Source organism: Comamonas sp. 7D-2, from assembly GCF_022749555.1.
GTDB lineage: Bacteria > Pseudomonadota > Gammaproteobacteria > Burkholderiales > Burkholderiaceae_C > Comamonas > Comamonas thiooxydans.
On record NZ_CP094238.1, the window covers coordinates 722689 to 749405 of the forward strand.

Genomic DNA, 26717 nt, shown 5'->3' on the forward strand with positions numbered 1-26717 from the left:
GCGTTTTTTGCCCCTATATTGGGTAGACAAGTCAGGCGCGGGTTGCACGGCGCCGGCTTTCTCAAGCAGGGAGGAACACCATGAAAACCATCGATGAAATGCTGCACCTGGACCTGCTCACTCATGAACAGCATCTGCAGATCAGCCACTGGATCGACGATGCGCAGTCCCCCGAGGCCATTTTGCAGATGCCTGCCGGACTCTGGCAGGCTGTGGAGCGCGCCAGCCAGGCCATGGGCGTGAACGAGGATTTGCTGCGCCCGCCGGCGCTGGACGCAGGCGGCCTGATCTTCAGTCAGTAACTCGCGCGGCCTGGGTCTTGAGTTAAAACTGCCTCAAACGCAGGCCGCACAAGCGCAGCCTGCTCTGATTTTCATTTCAGCGGGATAGCCGTGCCCTGGGGTACGGCCACGGCGGTGACGCTGTTCTGCGGAGAGCCCTCGATCACCCGGTCCGAGTAGGTCATATAGATCAGGGCATTGCGCTTGGCATCCACCATGCGCACCACACGCAGGCGCTTGAACAGCAGCGAGGTGCGCTCGGTAAACACTTCTTCCTGCTGCCTGAGCGGCGCGGGGAACTGGATATTGCCCGTGGCCTGGCAGGCGATAGACGCTTCCGAGCGATCCTCGGCCAGGCCCAGGCCGCCCTTGATGCCGCCGGTCTTGGCACGCGATACATAGCAGGTCACACCCGGCACCTTGGGGTCGTCATAGGCATCGACCACGATCTTGTGATCCGGGCCAATCCACTTGAAGACGGTATCCACGGCGCCGATCTGCTCGGCATGGCTCATGCCGACAAAGGCCATGGTTCCTACGGTGGCGGCTGCAACGGCCAGAGCGGCGGAGAGCAATTTCATGGTGGTGCGCATACAGTGAGTTAAGGGTTAACCCTTGGATTTTGACGGGGCATTGTGTCCCGGACAAGGGATTGGCAGCCGGGCTGAAGACAATACCGGCTGCTGCAGAGCTTTCTGTATTGCATCACGGTTTGCCCCGGCCTGCTGGCGGGCGCCGGCAGCTGAGACGCTGCCACAGGCATGACACAGCGCATGCCGGACTTGCTAACTCCCTCTTTGATCTGCGACGGCCCCTCGGGCGGTGGCTCCATGCAAGCGCCGCATCCACCGGATGTGGCTGTTATCTATGTCGGTGAACGTTTCCGCGCCCGGTCTGAGCGCTTCCTCCCTGTTGTTGATGGCACTGGCCTGTGGCCTGTGTGCGGGCGGCAATTATTTCAACCAGCCGCTGTTGCACTCGATTGCTGGTCATTTCTCGGTCAGCGAGTCGGCGGCTGCCACCAGCGTGACGCTGGCCCAGGTGGCCTATGCGGCAGGTCTTTTGCTGCTGGCGCCGCTGGGCGACAAGCTGCAGCGCCGCGGCCTGGCCGTGAGCCTGATGCTGCTGGCTGCCCTGGGGCAGGCGCTGTGCGGCCTGGCGGGTCAGTTCGATCTGTTTTTGCTGGGCACGCTGATGGCCGGTCTGTTCTCGGTTGCGGCCCAGGTGCTGGTGCCCATGGCGGCGGCGCTGGCCCAGCCTGGGCAAAGCGGGCGGGCCGTCGGTTGGGTGATGAGCGGTCTGCTGCTGGGCATTCTGCTGGCGCGCAGCGTGGCCGGCATGGTCTCGGAGGCCTGGGGCTGGCAAGCCGTCTATCAGGGCGCTGCGCTGGTGATGGCCGTGGTGGCGCTGTGGCTGTGGAGGGCGCTGCCGGCATCGCGCAACCTCAGCCCTGTCAGTTATCCACAGGTGCTGAGAAGCATGTGGCATCTGCTGCGCAGCCAGCCGGGCCTGCGCCAGCGCACCCTGGTCAGCGCGCTGGCGTTCGCCTCGGTCAGCGTGCTGTTCTCGACCATGGCGCTGCAGTTGTCCAGCGGTCCCCTGGGCCTGGATGACGGCCAGATCGGCTTGATCGGTCTGGCTGGCGCGGCGGGTGCCCTGGTGGCCACGCAGGCGGGGCGGCTGGTGGACAAGGGCCTGGGCCGCGTGAGCTGCGCCATCGGGGCGCTGGCCCTGCTGCTGTCCTGGCCTCTGCTGTGGGTGGGCGGAGCGCATCTGGGCTGGTTCGTGCTGGGCATGGTGGTGATCGATCTGGGTCTGCAATGCCTGAACATCACCAACCAGGCCACGGTGGCCCAGTTGCTGCCCGCAGCCCGCGGCCGCATGAATGCCGTCTATATGACGGGCTATTTCACGGGCGCGGCGGCGGGCTCGGCGCTGGGGACTCTCGCCTGGCGCATTGACGGCTGGCAGGGTGCCTGCGTGCTGGGCCTGGCACTGGCGCTGCTGGCCTGCCTGGGCACTTTCAGGATGCGCAAGACCCATGGCCTGGTGGCCAGGCAGGCCTAGAGCCGCTGGCGTCTAAAGATCCCAGCGCAGGGAGGCGCTAAAGCTTCTCTGCGGATAGGGATGGAAGTTCCAGTACCTGGCATTGTTGGCGTTGTCTATGCCAAAGGCGGCCGACAACTGCTTGTCGATCTGATAGCGGGCCCGCAGATCGACGCTGAAGTACTGGCTGGCACCCATATAGGTGTCGGCATGGACATCGCTGTTGTCCAGATTCGAGTACTGGCGCCCGCTGTAGCGCGCCGCCACCGTGAAGGCCCAGCGTTCATCGGGCTTGTAGGTGGCCCAGGCCGTGGCACGCCAGCGCGGCACGCGCGGCTGCCATTTGCCGACGCTGGCCGGGTTGGCTGCATTGGCCGTGATGCGCGAATTGGCCCAGGTCAGGCTGCCGCCCAGGTCAAGCCCGCGAATCCACACCGACTGCGCCGAGTAAGCCAGTTCCAGCCCCGAGGTACGGACCTGATCCACGTTCTGCACCGCAGAGATGGTGGTGCCGGGAATCAGCTGGCTGTAGAGCGCATCGCGCGTGCGCTCGTGGAACCAGGTGGCGCGAAGCAAACCATTGCCCAGATCCTGCTCGGCCGTCAGCTCGCCCGTCCAGGATTTTTCAGGTTTCAGATTCGGGTCGTTGATGAAGGACAGCGCACCGCCCGAAGTCGCGCCATACAGCTCGCCCACGGTGGGAAAGCGCACGGCGCGGCCCAGCGATGCCTTGAGCGTGGTGTGGCGGGCCAGCTGGTAGGCCAGCGCGGCCTTGGGCGAGAAATGCGATTCGCTGCGCTGGGCGTAACTCAGCTGGCTGCTGGCCGTGGCGGTATGGCCCTGGCTGGCCGTCCAGTCCTCCCAGCGCAGGCCCAGCACAGCCTTCCAGTCCCTGGCCAGCTGCCAGCTGTCCTGTGCCCAGGCATAGCGGGTCTCGGCTCTGCCGCCGACCTGGCTGACGACAGCCTGCTCGTTGGCCGGGCCGGACTGCCAGTCGCCCAGCACGTTGTATTTGCTGATGTTCAGCCGGTAGGAGTCGCGGCCCAGGCCGAAGTCCACGATATGTGTGCCCTGCAGGCCCAGTATGTCGTTCTGTCGCCATGTGCCCTTGGCTGCCAGCGTGTTCCAGCCCGTGCCGTCCTGATCCTGCAGCGTGCCCTTGCCGCCCAGATTGGCAGCCGGCTGGGCTACGGTGGGCACGCGCTGCTGGTCCTTGCCGTAGTCGTACAGGCTGGCGCTGAGCTCCCAGTCAAACTCGCCCTGGGCATGACTTTTGAGCGAGATGCCATGCATGGTGTGTGTCTGCTGGTCCTGGCTCAGGCCGAAGGCGGTGTCGGCCAGCTTGTAGGTCTTGCCGTCGATATTGATGTTGCCGCTGTACACCGGCTGGCCGTCCGGCCCGCGCAGATAGGTCTCGGAGTTGCCCTTGGCGCTGTTCTGCCACCAGCCCAGGGTGTAGCTGGCGCGCAGCGTGGGCGTGATGTCGTAGGCCAGCTTGATCTTGGCGTGATCCTGCCGGGTGCGGTACTGCGTGCCCGCGCCCAGGATGTACCAGGGCTGGTTGGTGGTGTTGAGCCCGGCAATCGCCCCGGTCACGGGCGTGCCGGCACCGCCCGCCACGCCGGCGGACTGCAGCACGGTGGGGAAGGTCATGGGCTGGCCCTGGCTGTCGCTGCGACTCAGGTTGATCCAGTACGACCAGTCGCCGCTTCTGCTGCCGATGGAGGCGCTGGTATTCCAGCTGCGGTAATTGCCGCTGCTGCCCAGAACGTCGGCATTCTGGTGGGAATAGCCGGCGGCCACATGGGCTTCGAGCTTGTCGGGCATGCGCGTCACATAGTCCACCACGGCACCGGCGGAGTTGCCGGGGTAGGCGGCCGAGAACGGGCCGTACATGACATCGACGCGTTCGATCTCCTCAGGCGTCACCAGGCCCCAGCGCGGCGCATAGTTGCTGCCGTTGGCAATGCCATTGCCCAGATAGTTGGACAGCAAAATGCCGTCGGCATAGACGGCCGAGCGCGCGCTATTGCCCGTGCCCGAAGCGCGGGTAGAGAGGATGGCGTGGTTGTAGTCGCCGATATAGCGCTTGCGCACCAGCAGGCTGGGCAGATATTTGAGGGCATCCTCGCTGTCGGTGGCATTGATGCGGGTCTCTATCTCCTCGCGCGTGATGCCTTCGATGGTGGTCGGAATCTGCGTGGGCAGCGAGCTGGGCTGGCCGCCGTTGACGGTGACCACGCCCAGGGTCTTGGAGCGCTCAGGCAGGTCGGCGGAATCGGTTGAGGTCTGGGCCAGGCACGGCCATGCAATACCACTGACCACCAGCGGCAGAAAAATCTGTTTCATGAATGCTTACCTTGGGACGTGGTTGTCCCTATGAATCTGATTGCGGCCAGCGCAGATCGGAACTGCGCTAGAGCCTGAAATGGTTCAGAGGTAAACGGGAGGCGGTCCGCGCGCAGGCAGGGGGGCTGCGGTGAGTGAGGCGATGCGCGCCCGCTGCACGGGCTGCAGCGCATGCCACAGCGGCGACTCGGTAGGCGGCGGCAGCTGCAGCGCGGGCGGAGGCGGTGCTGCATGGGGCAGGCACATGGGGCAATCGAGGTGGCCCGCACCCAGGGCACTGCCGCCGTCTTCGCCCTTGACGATCAGCTTGACCGCGCCGGTGCTGGTGCAGATCAGCTCAAACCCCTGAGACTGGATCAGCGGCGCGGCTGCCGCCACCCCCATGGACAGTGCCATCCATGCCAGCACGCACCGGCCCAGCAGGCAGGTGGCAATGCGGCGAAGCTGTTGCAAGGTCATGGGTGTGCGGTGCTGATATGCGTCCGCATCATACGTCGTCTGCCGCCTCAGACCATGCGTGAAAACCGCCGCGCAAGCCATGCCGCAGGTGCAAAGTGCTGTGACTTCAAATACAGAACCCGGCGCAAGGCCGGGTCGGTATGGAGGTGCCGAGGGTTCATGCACGGCTCCTGGGCTGGAATATAGGCACTCGCTCAAGCGAGAGATGGCAAGCAAGAGCCGCCTCGCGGCGAGGCCGTCGTCCCCCTCAGGGGGAAGGCGCGTCAGCGCCTCAGGGGGTCACTGTCCATTCACATGCTTGCGCAGATGTTCCAGAGCCTCTTCCACCTGATCCACCAGCACCAGGCACAGGTCGCCGGGCTGCAGGCGGGCCAGGGCATGGTCGATGGCGAGGAACTCGCCATGGATCTCTGTGCTGTAGCTGGTGCGCGGCGCGCCTTCCAGGCCCTTTTTCAGCAGGGCCAGCACTTCACCATCCACGCGGCCACGTTGGCAGGCGTCCTGATAGAGCACCACATCATCGAACACCTTGCCCAGGATCTGGGTCTGTTCGGTGATGTCCTGGTCGCGGCGATCGCCGGCGCCCGAGATCACCACGCTGCGGCGCTTGGCGGGCATGGCTTCCACGGCCTGCGACAGCGCGCGGATGGCGTCGGGGTTGTGGCCGTAGTCGGCAATGATGGTGGCGCCCTTGTAGTCCATCACATTGAAGCGGCCGGGGGCGTTGTCGCTGTCGTTGAGGAAGCCGGCCAGACCACGGCGAATGGTCTGCCAGGGCAGGCCTGCGGCCCATGCGGCGCCGATGGATGCCATGACGTTTTCCACCTGGAAGGTGATGGTGCCGTTACGGGTCAGCGGAATGTCGCGCAGCGCGATGCTCTCGCGCCAGGAACCTTCTGCGGCCACGATGGCGTCGCCATCGACATAGACCACGCGGCTGCCCTGGGCACGGTGCGTGGCCATGACGGGGTGGTGGCGGTCGGCGGCAAAGAAGATGACCTTGCCGGGGCAGACATGGGCCATGGCCGCGACCAGTGGATCGGCGGCATTGAGCACGGCATAGCCCGTGGAAGCCACGTTCTGCACGATGACGCGCTTGAGAACGCTGACATCTTCCTTGGTGGTGATGAAGTTCAGGCCCAGGTGGTCGCCTTCGCCCACATTGGTGACCACGGCGACCTGGCAGCGGTCAAAGCCCAGGCCTTCACGCAAGATGCCGCCGCGTGCGCATTCCAGCACAGCCGCATCGGTCTCGGGGTGGGCCAGGGCGTTGCGCGCACTCTTGGGGCCCGAGCAGTCGCCGCTGTCGATCTGGCGACCGTTGACGTACACGCCATCGGTGTTGGTCATGGCAGTGCGCCAGCCATGCGAGGTGAACAGATGGGCGATCACGCGCGTGGTCGTGGTCTTGCCGTTGGTGCCGGTGACGGCGACCAGGGGGATGCGGCCGTCGTCGCCGGGCGCGAACAGCTCGTCCACCATGGGCACGCCCACATTGCGGGGACGGCCGAAGGAGGGCGCCAGGTGCATGCGCAGGCCGGGAGCGGCGTTGACTTCCACGATGCCGCCACTTTGCTCTTCCAGAGGCTTGAGCATGGTTTCGCAGACCACGTCCACGCCGCAGATATGCAGGCCTATGGTCTGTGCGGCCTCGATGGCGCGGGCGGCGATTTCGGGATGCACGTCATCGGTCACATCGGTGGCGCTGCCGCCGGTGGACAGATTGGCGTTGTTGCGCAGCACCACGCGCTGGCCCTGGGCGGGAACGCTGTCAGGCGTCAGGCCTTCACTGGCGATGCGGGCGATGGCGATGTCGTCCAGCCGCACCTTGGTCAGCGCCGTGCCGTGCCCCGAGCCGCGGCGCGGGTCCTGGTTGACGATGTTCACCAGCTCGCGGATGGTGTGCTGGCCGTCGCCCAGCACCTGGGGAGGCTCGCGGCGGGCGGCAGCGACCAACTGGCCGCCGACGACCAGCATGCGAAAGTCATGGCCGGGCAAAAAGCGCTCGACGAGGATCTCGTCGCCAAATTCGCTGGCGGTCTTGTAAGCAGCCTCCAGGCCTTCGCGGGTGGTGATGTTCACCACCACGCCCTTGCCCTGGTTGCCGTCCTGGGGTTTGACCACCACGGGCAGACCCACTTCCTGGGCCACGGCCCAGGCGTCTTCCACGTCGGTGACGGGACGGCCCATGGGCACGGGCACGCCGGCTGCATGCAGCAGGCGCTTGGTCAGATCCTTGTCCTGCGCAATGGATTCGGCCACGGCGCTGGTGGAGTCGATCTCGGCGGCCTGGAAGCGGCGGGCGCGCGAACCCCAGCCCAGTTGCACCAGCGAACCGGTGGTCAGGCGACGGAAGGGAATGCCGCGCGCCACGGCGGCATCGACGATGGCGCCGGTCGAGGGGCCGATACGCTCGTCCTCGTCCAGCTCGCGCAGCTCGGCAATCGTGGCGTCGGCGTCGAAGGGCGTGTCGTTCAATGTCGCCTGAATCAGGGCTTCGGCACGCTCCATGGCCAGCTTGCCCACGGATTCTTCGGTGTACTCGACCACCACCTGGAAGGTGCCTTGCTCCACGGTCTCGTGGGTGCGGCTGAAGGTGACCGGGCAGCCCGCCTGTGCCTGCAGCGACAGGGCAGCAACTTCCAGCACATGGGCCAGCGACAGGCGCTGGTCTGCGCCATGCGGCTGCAGCGTACCGATGGTGGGGAAACGCGCACGCAGCTTTTCTTCAAAGCCGGGCATGGCGGTGTACAGCAGCTCGCTGTCTTCGCAGTGCACGATGGCTTCGATGGCTGTGCTGCGGGTCCAGAGGTTGGGGCCGCGCAAGGCTCGGTTGCGAGTGATCTGCATAGTGTTTCTTTCAGCTGGATTTCAAGCTTTTTCTTGGTCTGACGCTTGTGAGGAAAGCGTCAGCAGCTATATCTGTTGAAGCGTTTTATGGGGCAATCAAGCCTGGTATTCAAAGGTCTTGATGCCGGCGCCGATCAGCTCGGGCGTGATGTCCAGCGCCCAGGCGGAGGCAATCGCAGCCAGCAGCGCGCTGGTGTCGGGGCGTTTGCCGCCGGCCAGGGACAGCGCTTCCAGCGTGCCCAGCACACGCTCCTGCGTGCCTGTGGCCAGCACCACGTTATTGCCCTTGAGGAAGACGGCGCGGCCACCTTCATGACGGGCTTCGGTGTTGGCGCGGTGGGCGGCGACAAATTCATTCTCGGCGCCGGTGGCGTACAGAATGACTTCGCCGTCGCAGAGCTCGGCCAGATCGGCCACTTCGGGCAGGTCGGCGTTGAGCACGCCCGCGCCTTCGTCCAGCACCACGTCGATCTGGGTGCGCATCACGCGGCGCATCTGGCCGGGCTCCAGCACATCGTGATCGGCCAGTTGCTCGTAGCCGTCCATGTCGGTGACCACGCCGACCAGGCAGCGGTCATAGGCCAGGCCTTCTTCCAGAATGGAACGGGCCGTGGTCTGGATGACGGCGGCTTCGGCCAGACGGTTGGTCAGCAGACGATGGGCTCCGGCCCAGTTGGCGGTATTGGTCTTTTGCGTATGGCGATTGGCGAGGAACATGCCTTCGCTGCTGGCCACGCCGGTCAGCTTGCCCGACAGCTGCAGCAGCCAGCCGACCAGGCGCGAAATGAAGGCGTTGTTGCGTGTGCCCACAATGCCGACCACGGGGATGCGACCGGCGCCGGCACCGTCTTCGCGGGGGAAGAGATGGTCGGCAATCGCCATGCCCACGGGACGCGGTGCGCCGCTGGTGGGCTTGAGGTGCATCAACAGGCCGGGGCCGGCGTTGACTTCCAGGATCGCGCCCTGGCCCTGCATGGGCTGGGAGACGTCCTTGAGGATCATGTCCATGCCGGCAATGTCGAGGCCAACGATCTTGGCGGCCAGCACGGCGTAGTAAGCCACGTCGGGGTGTACATCGTCCAGGCAGTCGATGGCCATATTGCCGTTGCGCTGCAGCAGCACGCCCTGACCCTGGGGAATCACGCTGTCGGGCGTCACATGCTGGCGATTGAGTTCCAGCTTGACGGCACCGGCTTCCAGATTGATCCAGTCCAGCGGGTATTCCTGCTCGGGGCCGCGGCGCGGGTCCTGGTTCAGCACTTCCACCAGCTCGCGCAGCGTGGCATTGCCATTGCCGTAGACGGAAACCGTCTCGCCCTTGGTCGCTGCCACCACCTTGCCGCCCACGACCAGCAGGCGGTGCTCCACGCCGTCGATGAATTTTTCGACGATCACGTCCGAGCCTTCGGGCTGGGCCAGTGCAAACGCGGCCTTGATGTCCGCTTCCTTGGACAGCTCCAGGGTCACGCCACGGGCATGGTTGCCGTCCGAGGGCTTGACGGTCACGGGAAAGCCGATGTCCTGCGCCACTTCCCAGGCTTCTTCGGGCGATGCCACGATCTGGCCTTCTGGCACGGGCACGCCGCAGGCGGCCAGCAGGCGCTTGGTGAAGTCCTTGTCCTGGGCAATGCCTTCGGCGATGGCGCTGGTCTGGTCGGACTCTGCGGTCCAGATGCGGCGCTGTGCCGCGCCATAACCCAGCTGCACCAGGTTGCCGTCGTTGAGGCGGATATGGGGGATGCGGCGCTCGCTGGCGGCATCGACGATGCAGCCTGTCGAGGGGCCCAGGTAGCGGTCGTTGATGGCCGTCTTGATGGCATGCACGGCGGGCTTGAGGTCGAACGGCTCGTCATTGATGGCCGCCATCAGCAGCTTGTGCCCATATTCCAGTGCTACGCGGGCCACGGCCTCTTCGGGGCAGCGGAACACCATGCGGTACACGCCGCGTCTGGAAATTTCGCGGGTCTGACCGAACTCGGCGGGCATGCCGGCCAGGTTCAGCAGCTCGATGATGACATGCTCCATCACATGACCCATCCAGGTGCCGCCTTCCAGGCGCTGGATGAAGCCACCGCGCTCGCCGACGCCGCAGGTGTGCTCGATCAGGTCGGGCAGCCAACTGGTCAGGCGCTCGTTGAGGCCGGGAATCTTGTTGGACGGATAGTCTTCCAGCTCTCCCAGATCCAGCCAGACCTCCAGTACCGGGCGGTAGGTCCAGACACTGGGGCCACGCAGGAAAGTTGTGCGCAAGAGTTGGATGTCGTTGAATTTCGCCATGTTGATCAGCGGATAGGAATGAGGAGAGCAGGTTTTCTTAAACTCCTGCCCCTGATAGGTTGGCATTGTGCGCCCAGAATCTGCATTGTGAAGCTTGTCAGCCTAAATGCAGGTTCGCGCGTTAACCAGGATATATCGGACGTCAGGCGCAGCCATATTCACCATGCCGATGCGGTTGCCCGCATGACTCTTGGAGCCGCCATCGGCGGAGAAAAATAACTCAACATGCAACATCACCATACTGTGGACGCCTCGGCAGTCTTTGCCGGCCCCCTGGGGGGCGAGCTGCGAGCAAGACTCGCTGAACATGAAAACGTATTAGCCGTCGTCCCGGTTGACCTGAGTGCGGATTTGCAGTTCGGCAGCGGCCTGCTGGCACTGACCCAGGAGCGTCTGCTGGCCTGCGATCCCAAGACCCAGCAGTGGCGTGAATGGGCCCTGGCGGTAGATCAAAGCCTGCGCCTGCAGGATCATGGCGGTGTGGGCAACCTGGAACTGCATGACAGGAGCGCGCGTCTTGCACAGTGGCTGATCACGCTGAAGCATCAGACCTCCATGCTGCAGCTGATGCAGCAGTTCGACCGCCAGCGCGAGCGCATCGCCCGTCAGGAGGCCTATAGCGCGGTCAGCGAAGAGGATGTGGCGCGTTGCCCGGTCTGCCACATGGCGTTGCCGCCCGATACCGACGAATGCCCGGCCTGCGCACGCCAGCAGGCGCCCCAGACCTCCACCTGGGTGCTGCTGCGCCTGTGGCGTTTTGCCAAACCCTATCAGGGCCAGCTGCTGCTGGGCTTCTTGCTGACCCTGGCCACCACGGCGGCCCAGTTGGTGGCGCCTTATCTGACCATCCCGCTGATGGACAAGATCCTGATTCCGTTCCAGAACGGTGAAAAAATCGACCGGGATCTGGTTTTCTTCTATCTGGGCATGCTGCTGCTGTCGGCGCTGCTGGCCTGGGCATTGGGCTGGGCACGTACTTTCGTGCTGGCCAAGGTGTCCGAGCGCATAGGCTCCAATCTGCGCACCACCACCTACAACCACTTGCTGAACCTGTCAGTGGACTACTACGGCAGCAAGCGCACGGGGGATCTGATGGCGCGTATCGGTGCCGAAACCGATCGCATCAATCTGTTTCTGTCGCTCAACGCACTTGATTTTGCAACCGATGTGCTGATGATCGTGATGACATCGGCCATCCTGTTCTCCATCAACCCCTGGCTGGCGCTGGTCACGCTGGTGCCGCTGCCCTTCATCGCCTGGATGATCCATACCGTGCGCGACCGTCTGCGCACGGGCTTCGAGAAGATAGACCGCGTCTGGTCCGAGGTGACCAATGTGCTGGCCGACACCATTCCCGGTATCCGCGTGGTCAAGGCCTTCGCACAGGAAAAGCGTGAAGCCGACCGCTTTGCCGACGCCAATCTGATCAATCTGCAGGCCAACGACAAGGTCAACAAGACCTGGTCGCTGTTCACCCCCACGGTAACGCTGCTGACAGAGGTCGGCATTCTGGTGGTCTGGGGCTTCGGCATCTATCTGGTGGCCGGCGGCTCCATCACGGTCGGTGTGCTGACCGCCTTCATCGCCTATATCGGCCGTTTCTATACCCGCCTGGATTCGATGAGCCGCATTGTCTCGGTCACGCAGAAGGCTGCAGCCGGTGCCAAGCGCATCTTCGACATCCTCGACCATGTCAGCAATGTGCCCGAGCCCAGCAACCCCGTGAAGCTGCCCGGCAAGGCCAAGGGTGCCATCACCATGGAGGATGTGGGCTTTCGCTACGGCAGCCGTGCCGTCATCAAGCATCTGAACCTGGAGATCAAGCCCGGCGAGATGATCGGACTGGTCGGCCACAGCGGCTCGGGCAAGAGCACCCTGGTCAATCTGATCTGCCGTTTCTACGACGTCTCCGAGGGCTCCATCCAGCTCGACGGCGTGGACGTGCGCCGCATGTCCGTGTCCGACTACCGCAGCAATATCGGCCTGGTGCTGCAGGAGCCCTTCCTGTTCTTCGGCACGATCGCCGAGAACATCGCCTACGGCAAGCCCGATGCCACGCGCGAGGAAATCGTGGCCGCGGCGCGTGCCGCCCATGCTCACGAGTTCATCCTGCGCCTGCCCCACGGCTATGACTCCCTGGTCGGCGAGCGCGGCCAGGGCCTGTCGGGTGGCGAGCGCCAGCGTATCTCCATCGCGCGTGCGCTGCTGATCGATCCGCGCATCCTGATCCTCGACGAAGCCACCTCGGCCGTGGATACCGAGACCGAAAAGGAGATCCAGAAGGCGCTGGACAATCTGGTCCAGGGGCGCACCACGATCGCCATTGCCCACCGCCTGTCCACCTTGCGCAAGGCCGACCGTCTGGTGGTCATGGATCGTGGCGAGATCGTCGAAGTCGGCCCGCACGACGAGCTGATGGATCTCAAGGGCCATTACTTCCGCCTGTACGACGCGCAGGCACGTCGTGCCGAAGAGGATGCGCAAGCGGCCGGCCTCAAGCTGCAGACCAAGGAAACACAATGATCGAAGCTCCCCAATCCAATCTGAGCGGCATGCAGCTGGAGCGCAACGCCCATGGCCGTCTGGTGCTGACCCTGGGCAACGGCCTGGTCTACGAAGCCGTCGTTCCCGTGCGTGCATTTCCGATTGCCGCGCCTGCCGAAGGGCTGTCGCTGATCGCCTCCGATGGCAAGGAAGCGCTGTGGGTGGCCCGCATGGCCGACCTGCAGCCCGAGCATCGTCAGCTGATCGAGCAGGACCTGGCAGTGCGGGAGTTTGTGCCGACCATAGAGCGCATTCTCAAGGTCTCGAGTTTCTCCACCCCCAGCACCTGGGAGCTGCAGACGGATCGCGGTCTGACGCAGATGGTGCTCAAGGCCGAGGAAGACATCCGCAAGCTGGCCGGGCGCACCCGACTGCAGATCACGGGCCAGGATGGCGTGCAATATCGGATTCCCGACAGCAGCAAGCTGGACAGGCATTCGCGCAAGCTGCTGGAGCGCTTTCTGTAAGCTGCGCAGCGCGACTATTTCAAGGGCTTCGCATAATCGCGAGGCCCTTTTTTGTATCAAATTGCGCAGTGGTGCTTGATATATATAGACTAATAGCTATCAAAATAGGATTGAAAATAATCCTACAGTTTTCTCAAGCGTGGCCGATAACAGGGCGAGATAGCTGATTTTCCGCCTGCACCTTTTTACTGCCGAGGGCCAAGCCATGCAAATTCCACCTCTAGACCGGACACAGACGCCCTGGCGTACCCAGGGTGCGGATTTGTATTCCACAGGCGCCTCTGGCGCCGCGCCGGTGCGCCCCGTGAATGCGGTGAATGCGACGGAGTCGGTGGACAAGATCGGCGAGGGCCGCACGGTGCGCGAGCCCGAGAAGCCCTCGGCTCCCGATACCGAGAACCGAGACTGGACGCTGGCCGAGGAGGTCAAGCAAAAGGAGGAGGTCGAGGAGCCACCCAAGGAGCCGATCTCCAAGCAGCTGATCGAGTTCATCCAGTCCATGTGGCGCGCCAGTGCCCAGGCGGTGGAGCAGGCGCAGGAAACCAGCAAGTCGGAAGATCTGCTGCAGAGCAAGCAGACGGCGCGCAATGAGCCGCTGACTTATTCCGAGCCCCGGATAAAGCGCAGCGGCAACGCCAAGTAAGCGATTGCTTTTATTTTGAGAGCTGATTGCGCTTGATATTCAAGCGCTTCAGCTATTTTTATATCTTATTTGCTTTCAGGATCAGCGCTGTCAGCTTCTGATTTGTGAGCGTCGTCCTTGGCTGATGCAGCTGCCACGGCTTCCGCGGCCTTGGCCTTTTCACGCGCTGCACGGTATTTGACGGCAAAGGCGCGCACTTCCTCATAGGTGACGAAGCCGTCCTTGTTGGTGTCGGTTTCGTCAAAGGCGGCGGCCAGCTTGGGGATGATGGCCACTTCCTTGCGGCTGAGCTTGCCATCCTGGTTGAAGTCCAGCATCTTGAACTGCTGCTGGGCCTTGATCTCGCCCTTGGAGAGCTGGGTTCCCTGTCTTTCCGCCATCTTGTCGCCGGCAGTTTCCTCGGCGCGCACCGTGGGCAGCAGCAGCACGGCGCTGGTCAGCAGCACGCCCATGGCGGTCTTCATGACCGAGCTGCTGCGCGCGACGAAGGGGTGTTTCTTGGCTTTTGACATAGCGGTACAGGTGAGGGCCATGACGGCATTCTCAAGCACTGTCCCGCCGCACTTTCAAAGTTTTGCATTCGCTTGCCGGACTTTGCCAAGCTTTACGTAGGCAGCGCCGCCTTGTCATGGGCAATGCCGCTGCGCACATGGCCCGAGGGAACATGCCCGGCCGCATTGCGTACATGGCCGGTCTGGTCGTCGAAGAAGAAATCGGGCTCGAACTCGCGCAGAAACCCGCCCTTGGCCAGTCCGCCGAGGAACATGGCTTCATCGACATCGATCTTCCAGTCCATCAGCGTATTGAGCGCGCGTTCATGGGCCGGGGCGCTGCGCGCCGTGACCAGCGCCGTGCGCACGCGCATGCCGGCCACATCTGCCTGCTGCAGCCGGTGCAGGGCGGCCAGCAGCGGCTTGAACGGGCCTTCGGGCAGCGGCTGGGCGGCTTTCTCCAGCTCATGTTGCTGGAAAGCCTCCAGGCCCTGGGCCTGGAAGATGCGCTCGGCCTCGTCGGAAAACAGCACGGCATCGCCGTCGAAAGCGATGCGCACTTCGCGCGGATGGCTGCTGCTGGCGCGCATGGAGTCGGTGAACACATGGGCTGCCGGGTAGCCCAGCTGCAGTGCCTGGGTCACGTCATCGGCATTCGCCGAGAGAAACAGCTGGGCTCCCAGCGGACGCAGATAGCCGAAGGGGTCGCGCCCCTGGGTGAATACGCCGCGCTGTATGGAGTGCAGGCCGTGGGCCTGGGCCGAGCGGAAGACGCGCATGCCGCTGACGGGGTCGTTGCGCGAGAGCAGCACCACTTCCACATGCTGCTGTGCCTCGGTGTTGAAGGCCAGCAGCTTCTTGACCAGCGAGAAGGCCACGCCGGGCGCGGCAGGCACGTTCAGCCGCTCGCGCTGCAAGCGCAGATAGGTCGCCGGGTCGCTGTCCTCGAAGAGGCGGTTTTCCTCCTCGAAATCGAACAGGGCTCGCGAGGAGATGGCGACGACGAGCTTGTCGTTCAGGGTCATGGCCATGGCGGTACGGCTTTGAGCGGATGTGCAGACAAGCTCCGATGATACGCAGGCCGCCGCGCCCTCACCAGTTGGCTTCGCGCTCGGGCGTGGCACTGATATGGTGTATGGACAGATCGGCGCCGTCGAATTCCTGCTCCTGGCTCAGGCGCAGCCCCATGGTTTTCTTGAGCAGGCCATAGACCAGCAGGCCGCCGAGCGCTGCCCAGGCCACGCCCATCAGCGTGCCTATGAGCTGGGCCATCGGATGTACGCCGCCAAGCCCGCCCAGTGCCTGCGTGCCGAAGATGCCGGCTGCAATGCCGCCCCAGGCGCCGCACAGACCGTGCAGCGGCCACACGCCCAGCACATCGTCGATCTTCCATTTGTTCTGCGTCAGCGTGAACATGAAGACAAAGATGGCGCCGGCGGCAGCCCCCACGACCAGTGCCCCCAGAGGGTGCATCAGATCCGAGCCCGCGCAGACGGCAACCAGACCGGCCAGCGGGCCGTTGTGCACAAAGCCCGGGTCGTTTTTGCCCACCGCCAGGGCAGCCAGCGTGCCGCCCACCATGGCCATTAGCGAGTTCACGGCGACCAGACCGGAGATCTTGTCCAGGCTCTGGGCACTCATCACATTGAAGCCGAACCAGCCCACGATCAGAATCCAGGCTCCCAGCGCCAGGAAGGGAATGCTGGAGGGGGGCGTGGCGGCGATCGCTCCGCCCTGGCGGTAGCGATTGCTGCGCGGACCCAGCAGCAGCACGGCGCCAAGAGCGATCCAGCCGCCCACGGCGTGGACCACCACGCTGCCGGCAAAGTCGTGGAACTCGGCACCGGTCAGCGCCTTGATCCAGGCCTGCACGCCGAAATGCTGGTTCCAGGCAATGCCCTCGAAGAAGGGGTAGATCAGGCCCACGATCATGGCCGTGGCGATCAGCTGGGGCCAGAACTTGGCGCGTTCGGCAATGCCGCCCGAGATGATGGCGGGAATGGCGGCCGCGAAGGTCAGCAGAAAGAAGAACTTGACCAGGCCGTAGCCGTTGAGTGTCGTCAGCTGCTCGGCACCCACGAAAAAGTGCGTGCCGTAGGCCACGCCATAGCCGAGCGCGAAATAGACCACGGTGGAGACCGAGAAGTCGACCAGGATCTTGACCAGGGCATTGACCTGGTTCTTGCGGCGCACGGTGCCCAGCTCCAGGAAGGCGAAACCGGCGTGCATGGCCAGGACCATGACGGCGCCCATCAGAATGAACAGGGCATCCGCGCCCTGTTTTAGTGCTTGCATGAAAACGCTCCAGCTGAAATTTGCTATTTATTGGTGCGAAATTGCGTAAAAAACCCGCAATGCACTAAAAGAAAGCAAGAATTGCGCCAGGCTGGAGTGGGTGCTTCCGCACCGTTGCGGGCGCGGCCGGCCTATTTGACGAACTGGTTGAGCTGGATGATGGGCATGAGCACGGCCAGCACGATGAGCATGACCACCAGTCCCATGACGACGATGAGCAGCGGCTCGAGGATCGTGGCCAGGTGCATGGCACGGCGCTGGACCTCGGTGGACAGCTGGGTGGCGGCACGCTGCAGCATCAGCGGCAGCTGGCCCGTCTGCTCGCCCAGCCGGGCGAACATGGCGACCAGGCCCGGAAAGCGCTTCTTCTGAGCCAGGGCCGAGGCCAGTGGCGCGCCTTCGCGCACCAGCACCAGCGCATCCATGGCATCGGCGCGCAGGGCGCGGTTGTTGAGCGTCTCGGCCGCAGCCTGCAAGGCCTTGAGAATGGGCACGCCCGCTCCGGCGAGCATGGCCAGAGTGCCGGCAAAGCGCGCTGCGTTATAGCTGCGCGAGAGCCGGCCTATGAGCGGCAGACGCAGCCACTGGGCATCGAAGCGCTCGCGAAACGCCTCGTTCCTGAGCGCCAGCCGAAAGCCCACGGCAGCCAGCAGCAGCACGGCCAGCATGAGCCAGCCGTAGTGGCGCACAAAGTCGCTGATGCCGAGCATGACCACGGTGAGAAACGGCAGCGCACGCTTGGTGCCGGCAAACACGCCGGCCACCTGCGGCACCACATAGCTGACCAGAAAGATCACGATGACGATGGCCACCAGCGTCACGATGGCCGGATACAGCGAGGCGCCGATGAGCTTGGACTGCAAGGCCTGGCGCGCCTCCAGGTCGTCGGCCAGGTTTTCCAGCACCGGACCCAGGCTGCCGCTGGATTCACCGGCGCCGATCACGGCGCAAAAGATATCGGAAAACTCGCGTGGATGCTGTTCCAGCGCCCTGGCAAAGCTGGAGCCGGCATTGACCTCGGCCCTCAGCGCTGCGACCAGCTGATGCTGGCGTTCGTCCTCGGCTTCCTCGGACAGCGCAGCCAGTGCGCGTTCTATGGGCAGGCCGGAGCTGACCAGCCCCGAGAGCTGGCGGGTCCATACCGCGAGGCTGGTGGAGTTGAAGACCGGGCGCGTGAACCATCCGGAAGCGCCGGTGCGGCCCTGGCCCTTGCCTGCGGCGACGGGCTCGACCTGCAGCGGCACCAGGGCCTGGCTGCGCAGCTGGCTGCGCGCGGCACGGGCGTTGTCGGCTTCCAGGGTGCCCTTGCGGGTCTGGCCCTGGGCATCCAGGGCTTCAAAGGTAAAGGCGGGCATGCGCGAATCGATCTGACGGGTGAGGAGTTAGTGCAGATAGTAGCGACTAATGATGTCAGCACTTCGGCGTTTGAGAGAGCGAACCCGGCTTGACGCAGGTCAGGACTGCCGCGGCTGAGGTCGGCACAATGGTCTGCCGATTCAAGAATGCGAGGTTTCGATGCTCAAGGACAAGGTTGCATTGGTGACGGGGGCTGCATCCGGCATAGGCCGTTGTGTGGCGCTGACATGGGCCAGGGAAGGCGCGCGGGTGGTGCTGGCCGACCTCAACGAGGAGCAGGGCCAGGAGAGCGCGGCCCTGGTGCGCGAGCTGGGTGCCGAGGCACTGTATCTGCGCGCCGACGCCGGCAGCCCGGCGGATCATGAAGCGCTGGTGGCCCTGACCATGCGCCACTTCGGCAGGCTGGACGTGGCCTGCAACAACGCCGGCATCGGCGGAGCCAGCGCGCCAACCGCCGACTATCCACTCGATGCCTGGGAGCAGGTGCTGCGCGTCAATCTCTCGGGTGTCTTCTATGCCTGCAAATACCAGATTGCCGCCATGCTGCAAGGCGGTGGCGGCTCCATCATCAATATGGCGTCCATACTCGGCGCCGTGGGCTTTGCCAACTCTGCGGCCTATACGGCGGCCAAGCATGGCGTGCTGGGCCTGACCAAGGCGGCAGCGCTCGAATATTCGGCCCGGGGCGTGCGAATCAATGCCGTGGGGCCGGGCTTTGTCCAGACCCCCATGATCAGCGGTCTGGAGCAGGACCCGGCCACGCATGCGGCGCTGGTGGCGGCCCACCCCATGGGACGGCTGGGCCAGCCCGAGGAGATCGCCGAGCTGGTGGCCTGGCTGGCCAGTGACCGCGCGTCGTTTGTGACGGGCGCTTATTACCCGGTCGACGGCGGTTACTTGGCGCGCTGAGTGGTCTGCAGCGGTTTGCTATAGGTTTTGATGGCCCTGCGCTTGACTGGCAAGCGCTGCGGGCCAAAACCTTAAACGACTGGCGCCATGGCGGCGGCTTGCATATCGCCGTCGATCTCGTCGGCGCGCACCGAGGCTGCACGCTGCAGCAGCGGCGTGGCATAGGCCTCGAATTCGGGCCGCCTGGGCAAGCTGCCGTCCATCATGCTCCAGCCGATATAGCTGGCCAGATACAGATCGGCGGCCGTGAAGTGGTCGCCGCAGACATAGCGTTTGCCGGCCACCGCATGCAGCAATGTGTTCAGCACATCGTCAAAGCGACCAAAGCCCGCGCTTATGGCCTGCTGATGAGTTTGCGATTGCAGCCAGCCTTCGTTGCGGGCGGTTGTGACGGCCTCCACCGGCCCGGCGACAAAGAACAGCCAGCGAAAGTAGCTGGCCCGTTCCGGGCTGCCCATTGCCGGGGCCAGTCGTTTCTCGGGAAAAAGCTCGGCCAGATAGGCGAGGATGGCTCCGGTCTCGGTGACCACGGCATCGCCATGCTGCAGCGCCGGGACCTTGCCCATGGGGTTGATGGACAGGTACTCGGGCGACTTCATCTCGGGTCCGAATTCCAGGTCAACGGTTTCATAGTCGGCGCCGCATTCCTCCAGCATCCAGCGCACCATGCGGGCGCGTGATCTGGGGTTGCTGAAAAAGCGCAGCTTGGGTTGCTGAGGTGTGGACATTGCGGCTCTCCTTGGCGGGCTGTTGTGACATGGCAAAAACGCCATGCAGCCAATGTAGGAGCGGGGGCTGACAGTTTCTGTCAGCAGCGCCGTTCAATCCAGCGTGTAGCCGGTTTCGTCCAGCCAGCGCTGTATCAGCGCCTGGCGTCGCTGTGGATAGCGTTCGCCCAAATCCTCCAGCGCGTCCACGCGGTCGGCGCGAAAGTGACGAAAGGCCTGGCGCAACTCGCACCATGCCGAGACCACGCGGCTGCGCTCGAAGTAGGCCATGGCAAACGGCCAGACCAGGCGCTGGCTCGGCACGCCATGCTGGTCCCGGTAATGCAGCACGACCTTGTGTTCGGCACGGATGGCGCGGCGCAGCGCGGCCTGCCAGGGCTCGGGCGGCGGGTCGTTCTGCATATTGGGAACCAGCAGGCCGCTGGTATCGACGGCAATGCGCAGCTCCAGCGGCAGTGCTGTGCGTATGCGGTCCATGGCGGCGGTGGCGGCCTGTGCCAGTTGCGGATCGGCCTGCAGGCTGGCCCAGCGAGCGCCCAGCAGCAGGGCCTCCAGCTCGTCGGCGTTGAACATCAGCGGCGGCAGCAGAAAGCCGGGCCGCATCTCGAAACCTATGCCGGGGTCGCCCAGGATGTCGGCGCCCTGGGTGCGCAAGGTGGCAATATCGCGATACAGCGTGCGCAGGCTGATGCCCAGCGCCTGGGCCAGCTCGGGCCCGGTCTGCGGCTGACGGGCGCGGCGCAGTGTATCCAGCAATTGCAGCAGACGGGCGGAACGGCTCATGGGCGAAATCTGAGAGGTGAACGACGCAGGAGTTTGGCATGCTCTCATGCCAGGGCAGCCGGTTTGTCGTTACCCCTGAGCTCCCTCCTTCCGCGAAGCGAGAGAGGAGGGAGCTGCCAGGACCGCTCAGGCGGAGTTCATGGCGCCAGCCGTGATCTCCAGGCTGCGCAGGCGCAGCTCGGCGTCATAGACATCGCTGACGATCATGAATTCATCGGCCTGGGTCTCGTCGGCCAGCTTTTGCAGGCCCTGGCGCACGGTATCGGGGCCGCCGATGACGCCCACTGCCAGGAAATCGGCAATCGCCGCCTGGGCGCGCCCATCCAGCTGCTCCCAGAAGTCCGGTATCGGGGGCATGAGGCGGGTGCGGTTGCCGGTCAGAATGCCGAGCACGCGCTGATAGGTGCTGCTGGCCAGAAACCGCGCCTCTTCATCGCTGGGGGCTGCAATCACGGGCACGCCGACAATCGCGTAAGGCTTGGCCAGCGTGGCACTGGGCTTGAACATCTGGCGATACAGGGCCAGGGCCTGGTGCAGCATGCGCGGCGCAAAGTGCGAGGCAAAGGCGTAGGGCAGGCCCATGTGTGCAGCCAGCTGGGCCGAGAACAGACTGGAGCCCAGCAGCCAGATCGGGACATGCGTGCCCGCGCCCGGCATGGCGATGATGCGGGCGCCGTCCTGGTGATCGCCCAGCAGGCGCTGCAGCTCCTGTACGTCGCGCGGGAAGTCCTCCTCGGTCTCCACGCGGTCGCGACGCAGGGCGCGCATGGTCGCACCGTCGGTGCCCGGCGCGCGGCCCAGGCCCAGGTCGATGCGGCCCGGGTAGAGCTCGGCCAGCGTGCCGAAGGCCTCGGCCACCACCAGCGGAGCATGGTTGGGCAGCATGATGCCGCCCGAGCCCACACGAATCCTCTGCGTGGCGCCTGCGATGTGGCCGATCAGCACGGCCGTGGCCGAACTCGCAATGCCCGGCATATTGTGGTGCTCGGCCAGCCAGTAGCGGGTGAAGCCCAGCTTTTCAGCCTGCTGCGCGGTGCGCACGGCAATCTGCAGAGCATTGGCCACCGTTCCGCCTTCGCGCACGGCGACCAGGTCCAGCATGGACAGCTTGACGTTGTTCAGGGATTTCATGGCGATTGATCTATATGGTTTTGATAGCTTGCAGCGTTTTCTGGGTCAGCGTTTGCGGCCGATCTCACGTCCAAGCACAATGCCGACCAGCACACCCCAGGCCAGCAGCACGGCGGCCATGGCGTAATAGCTGCTGCCGGCCTGCATGGCAAATACCGAGCCCAGCAAGGCCACCAGCGCCGCCATGCGGATCACGCGGCGCAGCTGGTCCACGGGCAGGCGGGCCTTGAGGTTGAACAGCACGGCGAGGCTGATGACAGCCAGGGCGATCAGCAGCAGAAACAGATCGCCGCCATAGGGCTGGACGGAAGTGCGAAGGTTTTCAAGCATGGCAACGATTCTGGCAAAGCTCAATGACCGCTGCTGGCTGAGGCCATGCATGAAAAAGCCCACCGAGAGGTGGGCTGTGCTGCGCTAGGGCGGGGAGTCAGTTCAGGCCGAGGGCGGCAAGCAGCGCATCGGCTGCAGTGCCATTGAGCCGCTGCTGATTGCTGACCATCTGCTTGTCCCGATAGCCGACATAGGTGATGCCGCCGCGCTCGACGAACAGGCGATAGTTCTGGAAGTTGCTGACATTGAGCTGGGTGGGCTCCTGTGCGAAGCGCAGCACCTTGGCATCTGCCTGGGTGGCGATGCTGTAGTTGCTGACCAGAATCGTCTTGCAGGTGGACACGCCGTTGATGAACAGGGTCCGGTTGTTGGGCAAGGTGCTCATATCGCCCTCGCATTCATAAAAGCGCGCGCGCTGCTCGCCGCCGTTCTCGAAACCCACCATATAGCGCTTGTAGGCGGCGCTGCCATCGGGCTTGAGATAGTCGCGGCGGCTGACCAGCACGCGCGAGTTGTTGCCATGCACATCGGCGGCCGAGACATTGGGCGCAAAGTCGCCGGCATTCCACGCAATGAATTCCGCAAGCGTGGCGCTGCGCCAGGTGCTGGTGTCAGGGTTGTTCGGTGCGTCGGCACGGGCAATGGTGGCGCGGTTGGCGTTGTTGCTCAGGTAGTAGTCGCTGCCGCCCAGGTCGGTGACGGTGCGATAGCTGAGCGTGGAGCCGCTGGGGAAGGTCGTTTCGGCCGGAAGCTGATCGGGCCTCGGGCCCCAGTTGGCAAAGCTGCCGTCGGCAGAGTCCTGCCACGGTGCGGAGCGGATCTCGGTGACGATGTCGCGCATCTTCAGGCCTGCGATATTGCGCACACTCTGCTTGGCTCTGCTGACCAGGCTCTTGCAGTACAGGGATTCGCTCTCTCCGCTCGCGAGGCTGGTGACCTGCTGCACGAAATCGGTGGGGCAGGCAAACCATTCGCTGCCGGTCCAATAGATCTGCGGCCTTGTCCAGGGTTGCTCCTGGCCGCTGACCACGCGCTCGCGGAACTCCGTGAAATAGCGTTTGCCGTTCGCATCGGGAGTGTTCTGCTCGGCCGTGGCTTCGAAGGCCCGGATGTAGTAGTTGCTGGTGTCGGTAAAGCTGAGCCAGCGCAGCTGCGTGCTCGCCGTGGGGCCGCCGGCCTCGGGGATGCTGGTTTGCGACTGCATGGCTGCGATCAGGCCCACATTGCCGGGCGTGACGCCCGAAGCGCTGGCCACCTGCTGGGCGGCGGTTTCCATGGCGGATTGCTTGTCCTTCATGGAGGTGCTGGTGTCGCTGAGGGCGGGATTGTCCAGCACGGCCGTGGCCAGGGTTTGCAGCTGCTGCAGCAGCACGCTGTTGACGGCGGCGTTGAGCTGCACCGAAGTCAGCGGCGCGCCGTCGACGCCTGTGGCGCCTGCCGTGTTGGTGAGCTGGGTCTGGGTGGTCACCACGATCAGGCGCGCCATGGTGGCGGCCAGCTTGCCGGCGTTGCTGCCGTCCTGGGTGAAATCCGCCAGCACCGAAGTGCCCAGGCCCAGCTGGCTCTGGATGGCTGCTGCCGCATCGGCGGTGCTGCTGCCCGTGGCCTGAGTGTGCGCCTGGACCAGGGTGCTCAGCGGGCTGACGACGCCAGGCTGATCGGCGGGTGCTCGCAATATGAAAGCCACGGGAACGGCGCCGGTGTCGGCATCGACAGAGTCCTTGGTGACCAGGGCCAGAATCGGGAATTTGCCCACATCGGCCTCTGGCACTTCCAGGCTGGCCTGACCGGCTGCATTGGTAACGGCACTGGGCTCCCCTGCGTCGCAGCTGCCGTTGTCGTTTCTGTCCATGCAGACCCTGACGTTTTGCAAGGCGCCGTCGATCACGGTGGTGGAGATCGATTTTGTGGCCGGAGCCGGGGCGGGCGACGGAGCAGGAGAAGCGCTGTCGCTGCCGCCGCCGCAGCCGGCAATGGAGGCAATCAGGACCAGGGTGCCCAGGGACACCGAGCGGCGGATGAATGGAGTTGTGGTGAGTGCTTGTGACATGGCAGCCTTTGGTTGATAGAGTGCTGCCGTTGTTTGTAAGCACTTGTTGTCGCGAAAACATCACCAAATTGGGTGAAGGGTTTGCAGCTATTTCAAAGTGTGAGTAAATGAAATGAATCCCCAGCGAAGCTCCATGAGGTGCTTGCTGTGGCGAGCCTTGGAAGGAGGCTCTATGGCGGTAGCGCATCTGCCTTTGATGTTGCAGGAACGGTTGCCCGCATTGATTGCGGCCATCTACGAGTCGGCACTGGAGCCGGCGCGCTGGCAGGGCTTTCTGGCCTTGTTCGGCGCGGCCCTGCGTTCACCGGCCAGCGTGATCTGGGCCAACGACTTTGCGCAGCGGACGGTGGATCTGGACGGGGGTTTTGGCACTTTCGGCGCCAGTCAGGGCTTTGCCGCCGCCGAACTGGAAAGTTTTGCCACGCACTACTGTCAGTGCAATGTCTGGCTGCAGGACCAGAGTCTGCATAGACCGGGCACGGTGGTGAATTCCTCCACACTGTTTCCCGACCGGAACCTGCCGGGTACCGAGTGGTATGGCGACTGGCTGCGACCTCAGGACCTGTTCTACTCCTGCGCGGCCGTGGTCGACAATCAGCATGACCGATCGTTCAACATCACCGTTGTCAGGCCGCATGCCGTGGGTGCCTACAGCGCCGAAGAGCTGGGCCTTGTGCAGCAGCTCATGCCGCACCTGCAGAGCGCATTTGCAATTCACCGACGTCTGTACCGTACCCAGGCATTGCTGAATGCATCGCTGGCCGTACTGGAGGATCTGCCGGTAGGCGTGGTTCTTCTGGACGAACGTGCGGCCGTGATGCATGCCAGCAGCCGGGCCTTGCGCTTGATGGAGCAAAGCCAGCTGATGTATCGCGCGGCCGACGAGAGCCTGCAGGCCACCAATGCCGCAGACCAGCGCTGGCTGCAGAAAGCCATGCGGGACTGTGTTGCCACGGGGCTGGGCAAGGCGCTGCACCACGGGCGGGCCAGCCGCTTCACAGGGCTGGCCGGACAGCAGTTGCAGGTCATGGTGTCGCCCTTGCCCATACATAGCAGCCCCTATGGCGAGCGCAGTGCCGCCATGCTGCTGATCAGCGATCCGGCGCTGCGCATTCCTTCGCTGCAGGATTTGCTGCGCAATCTCTATCGGCTCACGCTGGCAGAGGCTCAACTGGCCCAGGCGCTGATCAATGGCTGGACCCTGCAGGAGTTCGCCGAGAGACAGGGCCTGTCCATCCATACCGCGCGTTCGCAATTCAAATCGGCGGCGCTCAAGGTCGGTGTGGGGCGGCAGGCCGATTTCGTGCGCGTGCTGCTCACGGGGCCTGCCATGCTGCGCTGGCGCGAGTGAGTCTCGGGTCCTCAGTCGCGCGTGACGCGCATCACCTCGGCTTGCGTGGTGATGCCTTCGCGAACCAGGCGTTCGCCATCCTCGCGCATGAGCTGCATGCCTGCAGCCATGGCAGTCTCGCGGATCTCGGCCTCGCTGGCACCGCGATGGATCTGGGCGCGAATCGCATCGTCCACGGCCAGCAGCTCGAAGATGCCGGTGCGGCCACGGTAGCCACTGGGCTCGCTCAGGTCGACCTTGCGTACCAGGCGCTGTGCCAGCACTCCCAGCAGCGATGAGGACAGCAAAAAGGGCTCAACCCCCATGTCGATCAGGCGGGTGACGGCGCTGGGTGCGTCGTTGGTGTGCAGCGTGGCCAGTACCAGGTGGCCGGTGAGCGAAGCCTGGATGGCGATCTGCGCGGTTTCGAAGTCGCGGATTTCGCCGATCATGATCACGTCCGGGTCCTGGCGCAGCAGGGCGCGCAAGGCCTTGGCAAAGGTAAGCTCGATTTTGGCGTTGACCTGGGTCTGGCCCACGCCGGCCAGCTCATATTCGATGGGGTCTTCCACCGTCATGATGTTGCTGTGGCTGGCATCCATGCGCTGCAGCGCGGCGTAGAGCGTGGTGGTCTTGCCCGAGCCCGTGGGGCCGGTGACCAGCACGATGCCGTGCGGCTGCGCCGTGAGATGGGTAAAGCGCCTGAGCGTCTCGCCGCCCATGCCCACAGCTTCCAGGCTGAGCTTGCTCTCGCTCTTGTCCAGCAGGCGCAGCACGGCGCGCTCGCCGTGGGCGCTGGGCAGGGTGGAGACGCGCACGTCAATGGCTCGCGTGCCCAGGCGCAGGCTGATGCGCCCGTCCTGGGGCAGACGTTTCTCGGCAATGTCCAGATCGGCCATGATCTTTAGGCGGCTGATCAGGGCGGCGTGCAGGGCGCGATTGGGCTGAACCACCTCGCGCAGATCGCCGTCCACGCGAAAGCGCACGCTGGAATGGCGCTCGTAGGGCTCGATATGGATGTCCGACGCGCCGTCGCGTGCCGCCTGCGTGAGCAGGGCGTTGAGCATGCGGATGATGGGGGCGTCGTCGGCGGTTTCCAGCAAGTCCTCCACGGCTGGCAGGTCCTGCATCATGCGCGTCAGATCGGCGTCGGACTCGACCTCGCTGACCACCATGGCGGCGCTGGAGTCGCTTTGCGCATAGGCCGCGCTGATGCGATGGGCCAGCGCGCCGCTGTCCAGCAACTGCCAGCGTTGCACCGCATGCTTGCGCTGCACTTCGGAGATGGCCGACCAGTCGGGTTGCGGACCATGCCAGAGCACGGGCTCCTGGCCGTCATCCTCGATCAGCAGCTGGCTGCTGCGGGCAAAGCCATAGGGCAGGGGGTAGCGCATGCCT

Annotated in this window: 22 protein-coding genes; 7 read left to right on the forward strand and 15 right to left on the reverse strand. The window is 64.4% G+C overall.

What is annotated here, in order from left to right:
* Positions 1 to 80 precede the first annotated feature (80 nt).
* On the forward strand, positions 81 to 302 hold the full coding sequence (locus MPZ60_RS03240; RefSeq protein WP_034357313.1) for a hypothetical protein: 222 nt from the start codon (positions 81 to 83) through the stop codon (positions 300 to 302).
* Between the two features lie 71 nt (positions 303 to 373).
* Here the strand turns inward: MPZ60_RS03240 and MPZ60_RS03245 are convergent, their stop codons facing one another.
* The gene (locus tag MPZ60_RS03245) at positions 374 to 874 is read right to left on the reverse strand and encodes a CreA family protein (protein ID WP_034357315.1); all 501 of its coding nucleotides are present in this window, start codon (positions 872 to 874) and stop codon (positions 374 to 376) included.
* 274 nt (positions 875 to 1148) lie between these two features.
* On the opposite strand from MPZ60_RS03245, the gene MPZ60_RS03250 reads away from it, so the two are divergent.
* The gene (locus MPZ60_RS03250) at positions 1149 to 2348 is read left to right on the forward strand and encodes an MFS transporter (protein ID WP_034357317.1); all 1200 of its coding nucleotides are present in this window, start codon (positions 1149 to 1151) and stop codon (positions 2346 to 2348) included.
* 12 nt (positions 2349 to 2360) lie between these two features.
* On the opposite strand, the gene MPZ60_RS03255 is transcribed toward MPZ60_RS03250, so the two are convergent.
* The 4 genes from MPZ60_RS03255 to cphA (MPZ60_RS03270) all read right to left on the reverse strand — a co-directional run bounded on the left by MPZ60_RS03255 (position 2361) and on the right by cphA (MPZ60_RS03270) (position 10262).
* A complete protein-coding gene (locus MPZ60_RS03255; RefSeq protein WP_034357319.1) occupies positions 2361 to 4676 on the reverse strand; it encodes a TonB-dependent receptor in 2316 nt (771 codons plus the stop codon).
* Between the two features lie 84 nt (positions 4677 to 4760).
* Positions 4761 to 5135, reverse strand: a complete 375-nt coding sequence (locus MPZ60_RS03260) for a DUF2946 family protein (protein WP_034357687.1) — start codon at positions 5133 to 5135, stop codon at positions 4761 to 4763.
* A gap of 279 nt (positions 5136 to 5414) precedes the next feature.
* Positions 5415 to 7985, reverse strand: coding sequence for a cyanophycin synthetase (gene cphA, locus MPZ60_RS03265; protein ID WP_034357321.1), 2571 nt, complete (start codon positions 7983 to 7985; stop codon positions 5415 to 5417).
* A 96-nt stretch (positions 7986 to 8081) separates the two neighbouring features.
* Positions 8082 to 10262 (reverse strand): cyanophycin synthetase, encoded by a 2181-nt coding sequence (gene cphA / locus MPZ60_RS03270; RefSeq protein WP_034357689.1) that lies wholly within the window; start codon positions 10260 to 10262, stop codon positions 8082 to 8084.
* A gap of 225 nt (positions 10263 to 10487) precedes the next feature.
* Between cphA (MPZ60_RS03270) and MPZ60_RS03275 the strand changes: the two genes are divergently transcribed.
* The 3 genes from MPZ60_RS03275 to MPZ60_RS03285 all read left to right on the forward strand — a co-directional run bounded on the left by MPZ60_RS03275 (position 10488) and on the right by MPZ60_RS03285 (position 13916).
* The gene (locus MPZ60_RS03275) at positions 10488 to 12785 is read left to right on the forward strand and encodes an ABC transporter ATP-binding protein (protein WP_034357324.1); all 2298 of its coding nucleotides are present in this window, start codon (positions 10488 to 10490) and stop codon (positions 12783 to 12785) included.
* The gene (locus MPZ60_RS03280) at positions 12782 to 13273 is read left to right on the forward strand and encodes a DUF1854 domain-containing protein (RefSeq protein WP_034357325.1); all 492 of its coding nucleotides are present in this window, start codon (positions 12782 to 12784) and stop codon (positions 13271 to 13273) included. The genes MPZ60_RS03275 and MPZ60_RS03280 overlap by 4 nt, the downstream gene beginning before the upstream one ends.
* 205 nt (positions 13274 to 13478) lie before the next feature.
* On the forward strand, positions 13479 to 13916 hold the full coding sequence (locus tag MPZ60_RS03285) for a hypothetical protein (protein ID WP_034357327.1): 438 nt from the start codon (positions 13479 to 13481) through the stop codon (positions 13914 to 13916).
* A gap of 65 nt (positions 13917 to 13981) precedes the next feature.
* Here MPZ60_RS03285 and MPZ60_RS03290 read toward each other — a convergent pair whose 3' ends face one another.
* From MPZ60_RS03290 to gspF, 4 genes are all read right to left on the reverse strand, one after another.
* Positions 13982 to 14449, reverse strand: a complete 468-nt coding sequence (locus MPZ60_RS03290) for an EF-hand domain-containing protein (protein WP_034357330.1) — start codon at positions 14447 to 14449, stop codon at positions 13982 to 13984.
* Between the two features lie 71 nt (positions 14450 to 14520).
* A complete protein-coding gene (locus tag MPZ60_RS03295) occupies positions 14521 to 15438 on the reverse strand; it encodes a 5'-nucleotidase (RefSeq protein ID WP_003061895.1) in 918 nt (305 codons plus the stop codon).
* A 61-nt stretch (positions 15439 to 15499) separates the two neighbouring features.
* Complete coding sequence (locus MPZ60_RS03300; RefSeq protein WP_034357332.1) at positions 15500 to 16702, reverse strand: ammonium transporter; 1203 nt, start codon at positions 16700 to 16702, stop codon at positions 15500 to 15502.
* Between the two features lie 131 nt (positions 16703 to 16833).
* Complete coding sequence (gene gspF / locus MPZ60_RS03305) at positions 16834 to 18057, reverse strand: type II secretion system inner membrane protein GspF (RefSeq protein WP_003061898.1); 1224 nt, start codon at positions 18055 to 18057, stop codon at positions 16834 to 16836.
* Positions 18058 to 18217: 160 nt separating this feature from the next.
* Between gspF and MPZ60_RS03310 the strand changes: the two genes are divergently transcribed.
* Positions 18218 to 18967, forward strand: a complete 750-nt coding sequence (locus MPZ60_RS03310; protein WP_012836997.1) for an SDR family NAD(P)-dependent oxidoreductase — start codon at positions 18218 to 18220, stop codon at positions 18965 to 18967.
* 71 nt (positions 18968 to 19038) lie between these two features.
* On the opposite strand, the gene MPZ60_RS03315 is transcribed toward MPZ60_RS03310, so the two are convergent.
* From MPZ60_RS03315 to MPZ60_RS03335, 5 genes are all read right to left on the reverse strand, one after another.
* Positions 19039 to 19695: a glutathione S-transferase family protein gene (locus MPZ60_RS03315; RefSeq protein ID WP_034357334.1), complete on the reverse strand. Its 657-nt coding sequence runs from the start codon at positions 19693 to 19695 to the stop codon at positions 19039 to 19041.
* 93 nt (positions 19696 to 19788) lie between these two features.
* The gene (locus MPZ60_RS03320; RefSeq protein ID WP_034357336.1) at positions 19789 to 20478 is read right to left on the reverse strand and encodes a YafY family protein; all 690 of its coding nucleotides are present in this window, start codon (positions 20476 to 20478) and stop codon (positions 19789 to 19791) included.
* A gap of 126 nt (positions 20479 to 20604) precedes the next feature.
* On the reverse strand, positions 20605 to 21609 hold the full coding sequence (locus tag MPZ60_RS03325; RefSeq protein ID WP_034357339.1) for an LLM class flavin-dependent oxidoreductase: 1005 nt from the start codon (positions 21607 to 21609) through the stop codon (positions 20605 to 20607).
* 45 nt (positions 21610 to 21654) lie between these two features.
* The gene (locus MPZ60_RS03330; protein ID WP_034357691.1) at positions 21655 to 21939 is read right to left on the reverse strand and encodes a hypothetical protein; all 285 of its coding nucleotides are present in this window, start codon (positions 21937 to 21939) and stop codon (positions 21655 to 21657) included.
* Between the two features lie 97 nt (positions 21940 to 22036).
* Positions 22037 to 23989, reverse strand: coding sequence for a hypothetical protein (locus MPZ60_RS03335; RefSeq protein WP_034357341.1), 1953 nt, complete (start codon positions 23987 to 23989; stop codon positions 22037 to 22039).
* Between the two features lie 172 nt (positions 23990 to 24161).
* Here MPZ60_RS03335 and MPZ60_RS03340 point away from each other — a divergent pair, with 172 nt between their 5' ends.
* Complete coding sequence (locus tag MPZ60_RS03340) at positions 24162 to 25340, forward strand: helix-turn-helix transcriptional regulator (protein WP_034357343.1); 1179 nt, start codon at positions 24162 to 24164, stop codon at positions 25338 to 25340.
* An 11-nt stretch (positions 25341 to 25351) separates the two neighbouring features.
* On the opposite strand, the gene MPZ60_RS03345 is transcribed toward MPZ60_RS03340, so the two are convergent.
* Positions 25352 to 26713 (reverse strand): GspE/PulE family protein, encoded by a 1362-nt coding sequence (locus MPZ60_RS03345; protein ID WP_034357344.1) that lies wholly within the window; start codon positions 26711 to 26713, stop codon positions 25352 to 25354.
* Positions 26714 to 26717 lie beyond the last annotated feature (4 nt).